This is a genomic window from Marvinbryantia formatexigens DSM 14469 (genome assembly GCF_025148285.1).
GTDB lineage: Bacteria > Bacillota > Clostridia > Lachnospirales > Lachnospiraceae > Marvinbryantia > Marvinbryantia formatexigens.
In genome coordinates this window covers 4,271,348-4,286,991 of sequence record NZ_CP102268.1, presented here as the reverse complement: position 1 = coordinate 4,286,991, position 15,644 = coordinate 4,271,348, and the positions used below count along the sequence as shown (strand labels likewise).

Annotated in this window: 18 protein-coding genes; 17 read left to right on the top strand and 1 reads right to left on the bottom strand. The window is 52.5% G+C overall.

The features are described from left to right. Positions 1-113 precede the first annotated feature (113 nt). From NQ534_RS20100 to NQ534_RS20030, 15 genes are all read left to right on the top strand, one after another. Positions 114-650 carry a bifunctional adenosylcobinamide kinase/adenosylcobinamide-phosphate guanylyltransferase gene (locus tag NQ534_RS20100; protein WP_040783191.1) on the top strand — a complete coding sequence of 179 codons (537 nt, stop codon included), beginning with the start codon at positions 114-116 and terminating at the stop codon, positions 648-650. Further along, positions 647-1,411, top strand: coding sequence for an adenosylcobinamide-GDP ribazoletransferase (locus NQ534_RS20095; RefSeq protein ID WP_006861894.1), 765 nt, complete (start codon positions 647-649; stop codon positions 1,409-1,411). Before NQ534_RS20100 ends, NQ534_RS20095 begins: the two co-directional genes overlap by 4 nt. Positions 1,412-1,421: 10 nt before the next feature. Next, entirely contained in the window at positions 1,422-1,898 is a 477-nt protein-coding gene (locus NQ534_RS20090) for a bifunctional adenosylcobinamide kinase/adenosylcobinamide-phosphate guanylyltransferase (RefSeq protein ID WP_006861895.1), read from the top strand. Positions 1,899-1,953: 55 nt separating this feature from the next. Then, the gene (locus tag NQ534_RS20085) at positions 1,954-2,694 is read left to right on the top strand and encodes a histidine phosphatase family protein (protein WP_006861896.1); all 741 of its coding nucleotides are present in this window, start codon (positions 1,954-1,956) and stop codon (positions 2,692-2,694) included. Further along, positions 2,691-3,299 (top strand): Holliday junction branch migration protein RuvA, encoded by a 609-nt coding sequence (gene ruvA, locus NQ534_RS20080; protein WP_006861897.1) that lies wholly within the window; start codon positions 2,691-2,693, stop codon positions 3,297-3,299. Before NQ534_RS20085 ends, ruvA begins: the two co-directional genes overlap by 4 nt. A gap of 85 nt (positions 3,300-3,384) precedes the next feature. Further along, positions 3,385-4,398, top strand: coding sequence for a Holliday junction branch migration DNA helicase RuvB (gene ruvB, locus NQ534_RS20075; protein WP_006861898.1), 1,014 nt, complete (start codon positions 3,385-3,387; stop codon positions 4,396-4,398). Between the two features lie 60 nt (positions 4,399-4,458). Continuing rightward, positions 4,459-4,785: a cell division protein ZapA gene (locus NQ534_RS20070; protein ID WP_006861899.1), complete on the top strand. Its 327-nt coding sequence runs from the start codon at positions 4,459-4,461 to the stop codon at positions 4,783-4,785. 50 nt (positions 4,786-4,835) lie between these two features. Continuing rightward, entirely contained in the window at positions 4,836-7,142 is a 2,307-nt protein-coding gene (locus NQ534_RS20065; protein WP_074679817.1) for a peptidase U32 family protein, read from the top strand. An 8-nt stretch (positions 7,143-7,150) separates the two neighbouring features. Beyond that, a complete protein-coding gene (locus NQ534_RS20060) occupies positions 7,151-8,512 on the top strand; it encodes an FtsW/RodA/SpoVE family cell cycle protein (RefSeq protein WP_040783098.1) in 1,362 nt (453 codons plus the stop codon). Then, complete coding sequence (locus NQ534_RS20055; RefSeq protein ID WP_242655345.1) at positions 8,460-10,088, top strand: peptidoglycan D,D-transpeptidase FtsI family protein; 1,629 nt, start codon at positions 8,460-8,462, stop codon at positions 10,086-10,088. The genes NQ534_RS20060 and NQ534_RS20055 overlap by 53 nt, the downstream gene beginning before the upstream one ends. 88 nt (positions 10,089-10,176) lie before the next feature. After that, a complete protein-coding gene (locus NQ534_RS20050) occupies positions 10,177-10,629 on the top strand; it encodes an NUDIX hydrolase (protein ID WP_006861904.1) in 453 nt (150 codons plus the stop codon). Positions 10,630-10,714: 85 nt separating this feature from the next. Next, complete coding sequence (locus tag NQ534_RS20045) at positions 10,715-11,104, top strand: hypothetical protein (RefSeq protein WP_006861905.1); 390 nt, start codon at positions 10,715-10,717, stop codon at positions 11,102-11,104. Between the two features lie 15 nt (positions 11,105-11,119). Beyond that, the gene (locus NQ534_RS20040; protein WP_006861906.1) at positions 11,120-12,211 is read left to right on the top strand and encodes a DUF2953 domain-containing protein; all 1,092 of its coding nucleotides are present in this window, start codon (positions 11,120-11,122) and stop codon (positions 12,209-12,211) included. A 133-nt stretch (positions 12,212-12,344) separates the two neighbouring features. Then, a complete protein-coding gene (locus NQ534_RS20035; protein WP_006861908.1) occupies positions 12,345-12,815 on the top strand; it encodes a GerW family sporulation protein in 471 nt (156 codons plus the stop codon). Between the two features lie 123 nt (positions 12,816-12,938). Beyond that, positions 12,939-13,076 carry a hypothetical protein gene (locus NQ534_RS20030; RefSeq protein ID WP_006861909.1) on the top strand — a complete coding sequence of 46 codons (138 nt, stop codon included), beginning with the start codon at positions 12,939-12,941 and terminating at the stop codon, positions 13,074-13,076. A gap of 84 nt (positions 13,077-13,160) precedes the next feature. On the opposite strand, the gene rpmB is transcribed toward NQ534_RS20030, so the two are convergent. Then, positions 13,161-13,346, bottom strand: coding sequence for a 50S ribosomal protein L28 (rpmB, locus tag NQ534_RS20025; protein ID WP_074679814.1), 186 nt, complete (start codon positions 13,344-13,346; stop codon positions 13,161-13,163). A 236-nt stretch (positions 13,347-13,582) separates the two neighbouring features. Here rpmB and NQ534_RS20020 point away from each other — a divergent pair, with 236 nt between their 5' ends. Both NQ534_RS20020 and fakA read left to right on the top strand, forming a co-directional pair. Then, positions 13,583-13,942: an Asp23/Gls24 family envelope stress response protein gene (locus tag NQ534_RS20020; RefSeq protein ID WP_040783100.1), complete on the top strand. Its 360-nt coding sequence runs from the start codon at positions 13,583-13,585 to the stop codon at positions 13,940-13,942. A 14-nt stretch (positions 13,943-13,956) separates the two neighbouring features. Beyond that, the gene (gene fakA / locus NQ534_RS20015; RefSeq protein WP_040783102.1) at positions 13,957-15,633 is read left to right on the top strand and encodes a fatty acid kinase ATP-binding subunit FakA; all 1,677 of its coding nucleotides are present in this window, start codon (positions 13,957-13,959) and stop codon (positions 15,631-15,633) included. Positions 15,634-15,644: the final 11 nt, after the last annotated feature.

Here is a 15,644-nt window from a genome sequence, read left to right as displayed (position 1 = left end):
CGCCAAAGAGCGCCGCAAAGCTTTGCTGTATCGCGGGGAATGTGCGGATGCGGCGACGAAAGGGATGCTTATGGATGCCGCGGATGACAGACGCATAAATGGGGGATGAAAAGATGTTTATGGTAGTGACCGGCGGCAGCGGCAGCGGCAAGTCCGCCTGGGCGGAGCAGCAGGTCCTGAAGCTGGGAGAGCAGAAGCGCTATTACATTGCAACGATGCAGTGCGCGGATGAGGAAAGCCGCAGGCGCATTGAAAGGCATCGCAGGATGCGCGCCGGCAAGCATTTTCAGACGCTGGAATGTCCGGCGGACCTGGAGAGGCTTTTTCTGGAACCGGGAAGTACGGCGCTTCTGGAATGCATGTCAAATCTGACGGCGAACGAGTTTTTTGACGGAAAGAAGCACACGCCGCAGGAGACTGCCGCAAAGATTATGACAGGAGTTGAGAAATTAAAAGGGCAGTGCGCCAATCTGATCGTGGTGACGAATGAGGTGTTTTCAGACGGCGCGGTGTTTGATGAGTGGACGACGCAGTATCTGGAATGTCTGGGAAGTATCAACTGCGCGATGGCGCGGATGGCGGACTGCGTGGCGGAGGTCGTATACGGCATTCCGGTTATTTTAAAGCAAAGCGGGGATGGAGAAAAATGAATCTGATTGGGGCGTTTGTGATTGCATTTTCAATGTATTCGCGCATCCCGATGCCGCGCATGGAGTGGACAAAAGAGCGGATGCGTTATATGTTCTGCTTTTTCCCGCTGATCGGCGCGGTAATCGGTGCGCTGATGCTGCTGTGGCTTAAGTATGGCGGCTATCTCACGGGAGAAGGGAATTTCCGGACGGCGGTGCTGATACTGATTCCGGTGCTTGTGACGGGCGGCATTCATGTGGACGGTTTTCTGGACACCTCGGATGCGATAAATTCCTATAAGCCGGTGGAGGAAAAGCTGGAGATTTTAAAGGATTCCCATTCCGGCGCATTTGCAATCCTTATGGGAATATGTTATTTTGTTCTGCAATTCGGGGTCTACAGCGAAGCGACAATGGCGGACATGCAGGTGCTGGCAATCGGCTTTGTGCTGTCGCGTGCGCTGAGCGCCTTGGCGGTCGTTACATTTAAAAAAGCGAAAAACAGCGGGCTGGTACATGCCTTCTCCGATTCCGCGCAGAGGCGGACGGTCGGAATTACGATGGGCTGTTATATTGCCGTGTGCCTGCTGCTGATGTACACAACCGGCGGGCTGCGCGGCATCGCCGGTATCGCGGCGGCTCTGGCGTCGTTTGGCTACTACCGGTGGATGTCCTACCGGAAATTCGGCGGGACGACCGGGGACCTTGCGGGATTTTTCCTGCAGGTCTGTGAGCTGGCGATGGCGGTCGCGGTGGTGGTTGCCGGAAAACTGGCAGGATAGGAGAAGCGGGATGAAACTGATAATTGGCGGAAGCTATCAGGGAAAAAAAGAAGCGGCAGGCAGGCTCTTCGGTCTTTGCGCGTCTGATTTTACAGACGGGAGGACCTGTGCATACGACGAGATATTTACCTGCCGGGCAATCGCGGATTTCCACGAATTTATCCGGCGGTTTATGCAGGAGCCGGAGCAGATGGACGCGTCCGGGGTGAATGCAGAGCCCAGGCAGCCGGAAAACCCGGAGGTGGATGCAGAGCCGGACGCGCCGGCATACAGCCGTCTGAACCGGCTGCCGCAGGAGCTGGCAGAGAAAAATCCGCAGATCTGCATTGTTTCCAATGAAATCGGGTACGGCGTGGTGCCCGTCGATGCGCAGGAGCGGGCATGGCGGGAACTGACAGGGCGCATCTGCTGCCGTATCGCGGCGGATTCTGATACGGTGGTGCGCGTGGCGGCAGGCATTCCTGTCGTCATAAAGGGAAACGTATAAAAGTATAGGAGAACCATCTGCAGAAACTGGAAAAAGAGAACGAGGGCGGCGGAAAATGAAAATTTATATGATTCGTCACGGAAAGACGGCGGGAAATTTAAAAGGACGCTATATCGGAAAAACGGATGAACCGCTCTGCGAAGAGGGCAGGGCGGAGCTCGCCCGCGGCTGTTACGTTTTGCAGGAGCACAGTGCCGGGGAAGCTGCGGACAGAAGAAATGGCGGAGATGCCGCAGTATCTGCCGGGCAGAAGAAAGACGGGGACGCCGCAGTATCTGTCGGGCAGAAGAAGGACGGGGACGCCGCGGCGCCGGAAGCGCTTTACGTCAGCCCCCTGCTGCGCTGCCGGCAGACGGCGGAGCTGCTCTTTCCGGGAATTGTGCAGAGCATTGTCCCGGATTTCCGGGAATGTGATTTCGGCAGCTTTGAAAATAAAAACTACCGGGAGCTTTCCGGGGACGCCGCCTACCAGGCGTGGATCGACAGCGGCGGAACATTGCCGTTTCCGGGCGGGGAGAGCCGGGAAGAATTTCAGGAGCGGTGCGTGCGCGCGTTTCGCGGGATGCTGGCGGAGGCAGAGAAAAACGGCTGCCGGGAGATTGCCTGCGTGGTACACGGCGGGACGATTATGAGCGTGCTGTCAGCTATGGCGTCTGTGCGGCGCGGATATTTTGACTATCAGGTAAAAAACGGCTGCGGATATCTGGTGGAATGGAAAGAAGGAGAGCAGGCGGGAGACGTCACTGTTGCAGGACGGATTGACTGCAGAGACGCAGCCTGCCGGGAAAAAGAATGATTGCATTTATAAAGGGAACACTGGTGGAGGCGGCGGAAAATGTCGCCGTCATTGAAAATAATGGAATAGGCTTTAACGTATATATCACGGGAAGAGATGCCGGACAGCTTGTGCGCGGAGGCATGGAGGTGCTTCTGTATACGTACATGGATGTGCGGGAGGATGCCATCCAGCTTTACGGTTTTCTCTCGAAGGACGACCTGGAGATTTTCCGGATGCTGCTGAAGGTAAACGGAATCGGTCCGAAAGCGGCGCAGGGCGTTCTGACAGCCATTTCCGCAAACGAGCTGCGGTTTGCCGTGCTTGCGGACGATATCAAGGCAATTTCCGCGGCGCCGGGCATCGGAAAAAAGACCGCGCAGAAGCTGATTCTGGAGCTGAAGGACAAATTCAGTCTGCAGGATACCTTTGAGCAGAAGCTGGCGGAAAATACCGCGGCGGCTGCCGCCGCCCCGAACGAAACACAGAGCGAGGCGGTGCAGGCGCTGGTGGCGCTCGGATATGCCGGAAGCGACGCGCTGAAAGCAGTAAAGGCGGTGCACGCCACGGAGGATATGAGTACCGAGGATATCCTGAGAGCAGCGCTGAAGCATATCTCTTTCTAAAAATGATAGCTGCCGGTCTTTGGATGGCGGCAGGATTTCCTGCACAGAACATGGCGGGAAACGGAAAGTATAACAGGAGAGCAGCATGAAAAAACGAATCATCGAGACCGAGGTGATGGAGGAGGATGCCAGGATAGAGCCAAGTCTCCGTCCGAAAACCCTCGACGAATACATCGGGCAGGAAAAAGCAAAGCAAAATCTGAAAATTTATATCGAGGCGGCAAAGCAGCGCGGCGATTCCCTGGACCACGTCCTGTTTTACGGACCGCCGGGACTTGGCAAAACGACGCTTGCGGGAATTATAGCCAATGAAATGGGTGTAAATATGAAAGTGACCTCCGGTCCTGCGATTGAAAAGCCGGGCGAGATGGCGGCGATTCTGAATAACCTCCAGGAGGGCGACGTCCTTTTTGTGGATGAGATCCACCGTCTCAACCGCCAGGTGGAGGAGGTGCTCTACCCGGCGATGGAGGATTATGCCATTGATATTATGATTGGAAAGGGAGCGACGGCGCGTTCCATCCGTCTGGAGCTTCCGCGTTTTACGCTGGTGGGGGCGACCACGCGCGCTGGTCTTTTGACGGCTCCGCTGCGCGACCGGTTCGGCGTTATCCATCATCTGGAATATTATACGGTAGAAGAGCTTTCCACCATTATCTGCCATTCCGCGAAGGCACTTGGCGTGGAAATCGACGCCGGGGGAGCAGAGGAGCTGGCAAAGCGCTCACGCGGCACGCCGCGGCTTGCCAACCGTCTGCTGAAGCGCGTGCGCGATTTCGCGCAGGTAAAATACGATGGAAATATCACAAAGGATATTGCATGCTTCGCGCTGGATCTGCTGGAGGTCGACCGCTACGGACTGGACGTGACGGACAGAAATCTGCTGCTTACGCTGATTGAAAAATTTTCCGGCGGGCCGGTCGGTCTGGATACGCTGGCGGCGACGATCGGGGAGGATGCCGGCACCATCGAGGATGTCTACGAGCCGTATCTGCTGAAAAACGGCTTTATCAACCGGACGCCGCGGGGGCGCGTGGCGACGGAGAAAGCTTATCATCATCTTAACTTGCAATTACAGGAAAAGTCGGGTATACTGTAACCAGGTTGTGGGAAAAACAAAAGAACGGATATTGGAAAGATATCATCGGGAGGAAACGGCATGTCAAAAAAGAACCAGATACAGGTTGTGATAGACGGAAAAATTCTTATGATCAGCGGCTATGAGAGCGAAGAATATATACAGAGGGTTTCCTATTATATCAACAGCAAGCTGGCGGAATTTAAGAAGCTGGACAGCTACCGCAGGCAGTCCGACGACCGCAAAAATATTTTAATGCAGCTTAATATTGCGGATGACTACTTCAAAGCAAAAAAACAGGTGGAGATTCTGGAGGACCATATCGCCGCCAGAGACAAGGAAATCTTTGACCTCAAGCATAATCTGATGGACATGCAGAGAAAGCTGGACGAATTGAAGAAACAGTAACGGATTATGAGAATCCCGCAGGCGGGATTCTCTTTTCACAGGAGGATTTTATGAAAGCAGAACTGCTGGCTCCGGCCGGTTCCTATGAAAGCATGACGGCGGCGATCGCGGCGGGCGCGGATGCAGTCTATATCGGCGGCAGCCGTTTTGGTGCACGCGCCTATGCCGATAATCCGGACGAGGATTTGCTGAAGCGCGCCATTGATTATGCGCACACCAAAAAACGCAGGCTGTATCTGACGGTGAACACGCTTCTGAAGGATGAGGAGCTGGAGGAATTATATGCTTATCTGAATCCGTATTACCGGGAGGGAATGGATGCTGTAATCGTGCAGGATTTTGGAGTGCTCCGCTATATCCGGGACATGTTTCCGGAACTGGACATCCACGCCAGCACCCAGATGGGAATCACAGGTCCCTATGGAGCTGAATTTCTGAAAGGTCTTGGCGCAACGCGGGTCGTGACGGCGCGCGAGCTGTCGCTTGCGGAAATACGCAGCATCCATGAGAGCGTGGATATCGAAATCGAGAGCTTTATTCATGGAGCGCTCTGCTTCTGCTATTCGGGACAGTGCCTCCTGAGCAGCATGATCGGGGGAAGAAGCGGCAACCGCGGAAGATGCGCGCAGCCGTGCAGGCTTCCCTACGATTTATACGAAAACGGAAAGCGGCTGAACAAAACGCAGAAGCAGTATCTGCTCAGTCCCAAGGATATCTGCACGCTGGAACTGCTCCCGCAGCTTATCGAAAGCGGCGTTTATTCCATGAAAATCGAGGGACGGATGAAAAGCCCGGAATACGCGGCGGGCGTGGTGCGGATTTACCGTCGTTATCTGGACCGTTATCTGGAAAATCCACAGAAAAAATTCCAGGTGCGCAGGGAGGACCTGCAGGAGCTGCAGAATCTGTACAGCCGCGGCGGCTTCTCAGACGGTTATTACCGCCGGCAGAACGGTCCCGGCATGATGTCGCCCGGACAGTCCAATTACTGTACGGATAACGAAAAACTGCTGCAGGAACTGAAACGGGAATACCTTGACAGGGAATTTCCGGAAAAATTTAATGGGAAATTAATACTTTCAAAGAAAAAACCTGCTATACTAAGCTTGTCTTATGATGGACATACTGTTACGGCAGAGGGAATGCAGCCGCAGAAAGCGCAGAACCGCCCGCTTACGGCGGACGGAATTGAAAAACAGATGCGAAAGACAGGCGGCAGCGGATTTGTTTTTGAACATCTGGAAATTGAGGCGGAGGAGGATGTGTTTCTGCCGGTGCAGGCGCTCAATGAACTGCGCCGGGATGCTATCGCAGCATTAAAAGAGGACATTCTGGCAGCGTACCGGCGCCCGGACGGGAGATACCGGAAGCCTGGCGAAAAGAGCCGGGGCGGCGCAGAGATATCCGTAACCCGGTCAGAGCGCCAGGGCAGCGTGAAGCAGTCTGATATTCCGGAGACGGCGCAGACTGCCGGGATAACATATGGCGCAGAGGTGGAAGAACAGTCTTCATGGGAGAGAATCGGCGGGACGATGCGCATGTCCGCTTCCGTGGAAAATCTGGCGCTTGTGAAAGCGCTCTGCAATGTGCCGGAGCTTCAGACGATTTATCTGGACTGCAGTGCTTTTGAGAACAGGGAGGATTTTCTTTCCTCTTCCCGCAGGCAGATTGCTCTCTGTCACGAGGCTGGAAAACGCTGCTTTTATATTATGCCGTGGATTTTCCGGGCGCAGGCGCTTTCCTATTATCAGGGAAGGGAAGCGCTCGATACGCTGGCGGCATACGACGGTCTGCTCATCCGCAGCCAGGAGGAATATGCCTTTTTAAAAGAAAAGGCGTATCCGAAGTCTCTGGCGGCGGACTGGAATCTATACACCTTCAACCGGGAAGCACATCTTTTCTGGAAGGAGGCGCAGCTCCTTTTTGATACGGCTCCGGTGGAATTAAACCGCAGGGAGCTGAACGTGCGGGGCTGCGGGGAGAGCGAGCTGATCGTGTACGGCTATCAGCCGCTGATGGTTTCCGCACAATGTCAGAGAAAGAACAGCACCGGCTGTACAAAAAAGCCGTCGCTGCTTTATCTGAAGGACCGGAAGCAGAAGCTGTTTGCAGTCAGAAATGTCTGCCCGTTCTGCTATAATATCATCTATAACAGCGCGCCGCTTCAGCTGGCGGGAAATGCGGAGGATATCCGCAGGCTGCATCCGCAGAGCATCCGCCTGCAGTTTACGACGGAAGAGCCCAGGGAGGCGCGGCAGATCGCCGGAACCTATGCCGGAGTATTCTTCCAAAGAGAGACGGCGGACAGAGCACACAAAGAGTTTACAAGGGGACACTTCGAGCGCGGAGTGGAATAGGTAAAAACGTGGTAAATTTAATTATTCAGTTTTCAAGATATGCTATTCTGATATTGATGACGATTTATACGATGCAGAGTTTCCTTGTCTTTGGAAAAAAGGATGAGGAGGATAAGGAATTTTTATTTCTGCAGCAGAATCTGATGATGTTTATCATACATTTCATCGCGTTTATGGTGATGTATCTGCAGACGGAGGAGACGGAGCTGCTCTTCTTTTACGGCGCGCAGTTTATCTATCTTGCGGCGACGCTGGTCTTTTTCCGCAATCTGTATCCGCGGGCGTCAAAGCTGGTCGTGAACCATATGTGTATGCTGATCACGGTCGGTTTTATCATGCTCACACGGCTCTCCTACGAGCAGGCTCTGAAGCAGTTTCAGATCGTGGCGGCGTCCACCGCGGTGGGGCTGGTCGTTCCGGTCATCATCCGCAAGGTGCGGATCCTGACGAAATGGACCTGGCTGTATGCGGCGGCCGGTATCGGAATGCTCGGAATTGTGGCGGTGGCGGCGAATGAAACCTACGGTTCGAAGCTTGGCTTTTCTTTTGGAGGCATCAGTGTACAGCCGTCGGAATTTGTAAAGATTATTTTCGTGTTTGCCATTGCCGGTATGCTCGGCAAGGCAAAGCGGTTCCGTGATATTGTGATAGCCACGGTGGTGGCGGCGCTGCATGTGCTGATTCTGGTTTATTCGACTGACCTTGGAAGCGCGCTGATTTTTTTCATCACGTATCTGATTATGCTGTATGTGGCGACGCGGAACTGTCTGTATCTGTTCGCCGGGCTTGGCGCCGGCTCTGTGGCGGCGGTGGGAGCGTATCATCTGTTCTCCCATGTGCGCGTGCGTGTGCAGATATGGCAGGATCCGTTTGCAGACTATGCAAATCAGGGCTATCAGGTGGCGCAGTCGCTTTTTTCCATCGCGGCGGGCGGCTGGTTTGGTACCGGTCTGATGCAGGGCAGCCCGGATAATATCCCGATCGTGGAGCAGGATTTCATGTTTGCGGCGATTGCGGAGGAGCTGGGCGGTATTTTTGCCATCTGTCTGATTCTTATCTGCATGAGCTGCTATATCATGTTTGTAAACATTGCCATGCGGCTTTCCAACCGCTTTTACCGGCTGGTGGCGCTTGGTCTTGGCACCATGTATGCAGTGCAGGTATTTCTGACGATTGGCGGAGCGATGAAGTTTATCCCGATGACCGGTGTGACGCTGCCGCTTGTCAGCTACGGCGGAAGCTCCATGCTGAGTACCGTTCTGATGTTTTCGATTATACAGGGACTTTATATTCTGCGTGAAGACGAGGAGGAGCAAATTGAAAGAGACAGGGAAAGGGAACTGGAATCCCGGAGATTTTTCGGAGCATGAGGTGGAGGTCCCCGAATTTCTGACGCAGCGGCAGGGAGAGGACGGGTACCGGAACGGACAGAACGGGGACCCGTATCAGATACCGCCGCTTCCGGAGGATAAAGAGCTGCCGCCGCCGGAGAAGCCGGTTTCAAAGAAACAGCGGAACCGGGTGTACGGGCGGGTGGCGTATATGTTTTCCGCCATGTTTCTGGCGCTTGTCGGTTATATGGCATATTTTCAGATCTCGCTTTCTGATGAGCTGAAGGCGAATCCGAACAACACCAAGGCGGAGGAACAGAAGCAGTACGTCGTGCGCGGTTCAATATATTCGGCGGACGGCGAGGTGCTTGCCGGAACGGATGTGGACGCCGACGGAAATGAGACGCGCATCTACCCCTACGGCAGTACGTTTGCCCATGTAGTGGGCTATACCACGAACGGAAAGTCCGGCATTGAGGCGATGTACAACAGTGATCTGCTGACGTCAAATACCTCGATTGTCGACCAGGTGGGCAAGGGCGTGAACAACGAAAAAGTGCGGGGAGACAGTCTGATCCTCACGCTGGATACGCGCCTGCAGCAGGCGGCGTCGACGGCGCTGGGCGCATACCGCGGCGCGGTCGTTGTGATGGAGCCGGATACCGGCGCGGTGCTGGCGATGGTATCGCATCCGGATTTTGACCCGAATGCGATGGAGGAGCAGTGGGAATACTTAATCGCGGAGGATGCGCACAGTCCGCTCTTAAACCGCGCGACGCAGGGACTCTATCCGCCGGGTTCTACCTTTAAGATTCTGACGGCGCTTGAGTATATCCAGGAGCATGAGGCGGGGAATGATTATGAGAATTACACCTTCCAGTGCGACGGATATATCACGCAGAACGATGTGACCATCCAGTGCTATGACGGAGAGGTACACGGCTATGAGAATCTGCAGCAGTCCTTCCAGCATTCCTGCAATACTTCGTTTGCCAACATCGGACTGCAGCTTGACCTGGATAAATTTGGCGACCTCTGTGAAAAGTTTTTGTTTAACGGCGATTTGCCGACTCTGATGCCGTACAGCAGCAGCCAGTTTGTGCTGAACAGCAATTCGTCCTACGGCGATATCATGACGACCTCCATCGGGCAGGGAGATACGCTGGTTTCCCCGTTCCATATGGCACTGATCGTCAGCACGATCGCTAATGACGGCGTTATGATGTATCCGTATTTTGTACAGCGCGTGGAAAATACGGAAGGCGTGGAAGTAAACGAAACAAAGCCGATCGAATATAAGCGGATCATTTCCGCGCAGGAGGCGGATATTTTAAAGAGCTATATGCAGAGTGTTGTGGAGGGCGGTACCGGCTCTTATTTGTGGAACGACAGCTACACGGTAGCGGGAAAGACCGGTTCCGCAGAGTATGAGGTAAACGGAAACACCGGCCAGGAAGCGGAATATTCCACACATTCCTGGTTTGTCGGCTTCTCCAATGTCGAAGATCCGGACATTGTGGTGAGCGTGATTGCGGAGGACGGCGGCACCGGAAGCGCGGCGGCAGTTCCGATTGCGAAAGCGGTGTTTGACGCCTACTATAATAATCAGTGGTAAGGATTCATAAGAAAGAGTTGCGGATTTTTGAAAAAAGCGGTATACTAAGACCAGCAAAGGAACACAACGCACAACAGGAGGAATTGCAATGATTGAGGCAACGAGCTGTGGCGGTGTGGTAATATTTCGGGGCAAGATATTGCTTTTGTTCAAGAGCTATAAGAACAAATATGAGGGCTGGGTATTGCCGAAGGGGACAGTAGAGGTCGGTGAAGAGTACCGGGACACTGCGCTGCGCGAGGTTCTGGAGGAAACCGGCGTGAAGGCGAACATTGTAAAGTATATCGGGAAAAGCCAGTATTCTTTCAATGTGCCGGAGGATGTGGTGGAAAAGGATGTACACTGGTACCTGATGCGTTCGGAAAGTTATTATAGCAAACCACAGCGCGAAGAACACTTTGTGGACTCAGGGTATTACAAATACCATGAGGCATACCATCTGTTAAAATTTGCCAATGAGCGGACGATGCTGGAGCGCGCATACGACGAGTATCTATCGCTGAAAAAAGCAAATTTGTGGGGAACAAAGAAACATTATTAAGTGGGTAAGGGGTTGCTGCAGAGTTATGCGACAATCCCTTTCTCTGCAATCGATTAAACTGTAAAAAAGTGGCAAGGATATAATTATGAAATGGTATCAGAAGCTATATATCGGTGAGAAATTAAAAAAGAGCAGGGAGCAGCTTATCAAAAATACGGAGACCGGCGTCGGGATGCCAGATGTATACCTCATTACCCTGGCGGCCAATGAGAAGGATCTCTTTGATATTTTTCTGGCGGATGCTCTGCTCCAGCCGGTTCTGCACGGGCACTGTCCGCTGATTGTCGGCGCCGCCAGAGGCTGGCACGAGGCGGTGGAGCTTGCCACCGGCATTGCGCTCGATGCTTACCGTAAAAATGGTGATTTTGATGTCCGCAGGTTCCTGCGGGAGCGTGTGCCGGACGGAGAAGATATGGTTTATGAATATCCGATGGAAAAGTTAAAGAAGCGAAAATTGTTTCGGTTCAGAAAGTAGGCGGCAGGTGGAAAAATGCTACATATATTTTTGACGATACTGAAAATACCGTTTATTCTGCTGGGCATTCTGCTGCTTCTTCTGCTGGCGGCGGCACTGCTGCTTCTGTTTGTACCCATCCGCTACCAGGCGTCGGCGGAAAAAACAGAAAAGCTGTCAGCCTCCGCGCGGATTACCTGGCTGCTGCATCTTCTTTCCGTCAGCATAGAGTACCGGGAGGGAAAGCCGCAGATTTGTGTGAAAATATGCGGATACACGGTTATCGGGGAGAAGAAAAAAAAGACCCGGAGCAGGAAAAAAGATGCCGGAGGGAAAAAAGCTTTGCCAGAGGAGGACACAGAGAAAACGGAACCCTGTGTGCCGCCGGATGATGAAGCCGCATCACCGGATGGTAAAACCGCATCGCCGGAAGAGGAAGCTACATCACCGGATGGTAAAACCGCACCTCCGGAAGAGGAATCTTCATCATCTGGAACGTCTATCCCTCCGGAGGATAAACCAGTGGATGAATCGCAAGATAAACCGGTGGATAAATCGGAGGAAGAGCCTGGAAACGAACCTTCATCACCGGGAGACGAACCGGAAGAAGGACCGGTGGATGAACCGCAGGAGGAGCAGCCGCGCGCAGGTATTTTTGGCAGACTGCGGGAATTTTTTGAAAAAATAAAGAATAGCTTCCGTCTGTTTCTGGAAAAAATACGGAATATCAGGCAGAGCATCGAGAAACTGAAATCGAGACTGGAATATTATAAGAAACTATGGTACGATGTCCATACACAGGAAGCTCTGCAGCATGTAAAAAAAGAAATCCGTTATCTTCTCCGGCACTATTTCCCGAAAAAGATAGAGGGAAACGTATTGTTCGGACTGGACGACCCGGCCGATACAGGACAGCTTCTCGGTATCTTAAGCATTCTTCAGGTGGCGGCGGGAAACCGTATCATCGTGGAAGCGGACTTTACGAAGCCGGTACTGGAGGGCAGAATTTTTCTGAAAGGACATATCCGCGCATGCCATATGGTAAAAACAGTGCTGGCGCTTCTGCTGGATAAGCACGTCCGGATTACCATCAAACGTATAAGAAGGCTGCTGGGCAGCCGGTCATAAAAAGGCGCCGGGTGAACAGTGCGGCTGCAAATACCTGCCGGATGCTGCGGAAAAAGGGCGGCATACCGGAAAAACCGTTACAGAGAGAAACTCATAACAGGAAATTCAGAGTGAAAATAAAGGAGGAACAAAAATGGCATCAGAAAACAATTTTCAGTCAAAGGTAGAATCACTGTTCAAGGGAATGGACGGCTTTATTCATTCCAAAACAGTAGTTGGCGATGCGATCACGGTGGGCGATACCATCATTCTGCCGCTGGTGGATGTATCCTTCGGCGTGGCGGCGGCTGCATTTGAAGGACAGGAGAGCAGCACCAAGCAGAAAAATAACGGCGGTGGCGGCATGGGCTGCAAGATGATGCCGAGCGCGGTGCTTGTCATCCAGAACGGCACCTCGCGTCTGGTAAATGTGCGCAACCAGGACGGTCTGACAAAGGTGCTCGATATGGTGCCGGATTTTGTGAACCGCTTTACCTCCGGAAACGGATTTGCGTCGGGCGCGGGAAGCAGCACGGCATCCGGTACGGGAAGCAGCACGGGCAGCGCAGCCTCCGGTGCGGATAAAGCAGACGGCTCTGAGGATGGCAGCGATACAGACAACTAAGCCATTCTGCATCCGGACGGGCTATTATCCGGGTGGTAAATTCTGTAGGCAGCATACCGCTGCCTGCCAGGAACATTTTACGGAAAACTGCATAGAATAATAGAAAAAGTCGGGAGAACATATATGAAACGGATTGCGGGCTATACCTTGTTCTGGATAGCGGCGGGGATGCTGATTTCCCTGTTTATATCCAATTCCTTTATCACGGTTCTTCTGATTTTTTCTTTTCTCCTGGCAGGCTATAACCTGTTTATGTGCTGACGAAAAACGTCCGGTGGACGTTTTTGTCGTCTGCACGGCAAAAAAAACACCGCCCATCCAGGCGGTGTCTGTAAATACCTTACATTATGCTCTTTCTACTTTACCGGACCTTAAGCAGGAAGTACAAACGTACATCTTCTTAGCGGCTCCGTTTACTTTAACTTTTACTGACTTGATGTTGGATTTCCACATCCTGTTGGATCTTCTATGAGAGTGGCTCACGTTGTTTCCGAAATGAGCGCCCTTATCACAAATTGCACATCTGGCCATGACAGCACCTCCTTATACCTTACTCGCCTATACTGTTATGTACAGACTGACAACAATGGTATTTTAACAGAATCCATTTGAATTTGCAAGTAGAATTTGAAAAAAGATGTTTCCTTTTTGCGGAAAACTTGTTATACTGTAGATACATGATGCCGGGAGCAAATAAATCTGTTTCCCGATGCAGCCGGATTTTCGTCTGTCCTGGCATCAGTCATATGAAATTTGGAGGTATGAATATGAAAGGTCGTATGGATAATGCACTGGGGACCATCTCCATTGATAAAGATGTTATTGCAACCTATGCGGGCAGCGTTGCCGTGGAATGCTTCGGAATCGTCGGCATGGCGGCGGTAAGCATGAAGGATGGTCTTGTAAGACTTTTGAAGCGTGACAGCTTAAAACACGGTATTAATGTCACCGTTGGTGAGGACAACCGGATTTCTCTGGATTTTCATGTCATCGTCTCTTACGGTGTCAGCATTTCTGCAGTGGCGGAAAATCTGATAAGCAATGTAAAGTACCAGGTGGAGGAATTTACCGGTATGGAGATCGATAAAATAAATATTGCCGTAGAAGGCGTAAGAGTGATTGATTAAGGAGGAACTCGGAAGTGGGTAGAAATACAATCGACGCACAACTGTGCGCAAAAATGTTTTTGGCTGGTGCCAGCAACCTGGAAGCAAATAAGGAGTGGATCAACGAATTAAACGTTTTTCCGGTTCCGGATGGAGATACCGGAACAAATATGACGCTGACGATTATGTCGGCAGCGAAGGAAGTCGCTTCCCTGGAGGAATTAAATTTAGAAACGCTGGCAAAGGCAATTTCATCGGGGTCTCTGCGCGGGGCGCGCGGAAATTCCGGCGTTATTCTTTCCCAACTTTTAAGAGGCTTTACAAAGGTAATTAAATATGAGAAGGAGATTACGACAGAGCTGATCGTGGAGGCATTCCAGAAAGCAGTTGCGACGGCGTACAAGGCTGTTATGAAGCCGAAGGAGGGAACTATTCTCACCGTTGCAAAGGGCTTTGCGGAAAAAGCGTCCGAGCTGGCGTCTGAGGGTGCCGAAATGGAAGAGGTGCTTGGCGGCGCGCTCGCTCACGCGGAGGAAGTGCTGGCACAGACCCCGGAGCTGCTTCCGGTGCTGAAGGAAGCAGGTGTGGTGGATTCCGGCGGACAGGGTCTGATCCAGGTGCTCAAAGGCGCCTTCGACGCATATCTGGGCAAAGAGGTAAACTATGTTATCGAGGGGCAGGAGAAGACCTCCGGCGCCGGTGCGGAGGTTTCCGTGGAAGCCCAGGCGGAAATCAAATTCGGTTACTGTACCGAATTTATCATCCGGACCCGCAAGCCGATGGATGAGGCGGAAGAGCTTGCCTTCAAGGCTTTCCTTGAGAGCATCGGTGATTCCATCGTCGTGGTGGCGGATGAGGATATCGTAAAAGTACATGTGCACACGAACGAACCGGGCGTTGCCATCACAAAGGCGCTCACCTACGGCGAGCTGTCCCGGATGAAGATAGACAATATGCGTGAGGAGCATCAGGAAAAGCTGATCAAGGATGCTTCGAAACACGCGCAGGAGGAGGCTAAGGCGGAAAAACCGGAGAAACCGGCGATGCCGCACAAGGAAAACGGCTTTATCTCCGTGTCGATCGGTGAGGGAATCGGTGAGATTTTCAAAGGTCTCGGCGTGGACTATCTGATTGAGGGCGGTCAGACGATGAATCCGAGCACGGAGGATATGCTGAACGCTATCGACCAGGTAAACGCGGACACCATTTATATCCTGCCGAACAATAAAAATATCATTCTGGCGGCAAACCAGGCGCAGGCGCTCACAAAGGACAAGCAGATCGTCGTGATTCCGACGAGGACCGTGCCGCAGGGTATCTCCGCAATCATTAATTTTGCGCCGGACAAATCTGCGGAGGAAAACAAAGAGGCGATGACAGAGGGGCTGTCCATGATCAAAACAGGACAGATTACTTATGCTGTGCGCGATACGCATATTGACGACAAGACGATCCACGAGGGCGACATTATGGGTATCGGCGACCACTCCATCCTTGCGGTCGGCAATGACATCGCGGCTGTCACAGAGGAGACGGTCAGCCTGATGATGGACGAGGATTCCGAGCTTATCAGCGTTTACTACGGCTCGGATGTTACGGAGGAGGACGCGCAGGCGGTCGGCAAAGAGCTGAAGGAAAAGTATCCGGACTGTGAGGTCGAGGTATATTCCGGCGGACAGCCGATTTACTACTACGTGGTTTCTGTAGAGTAGCTTTAACAGAT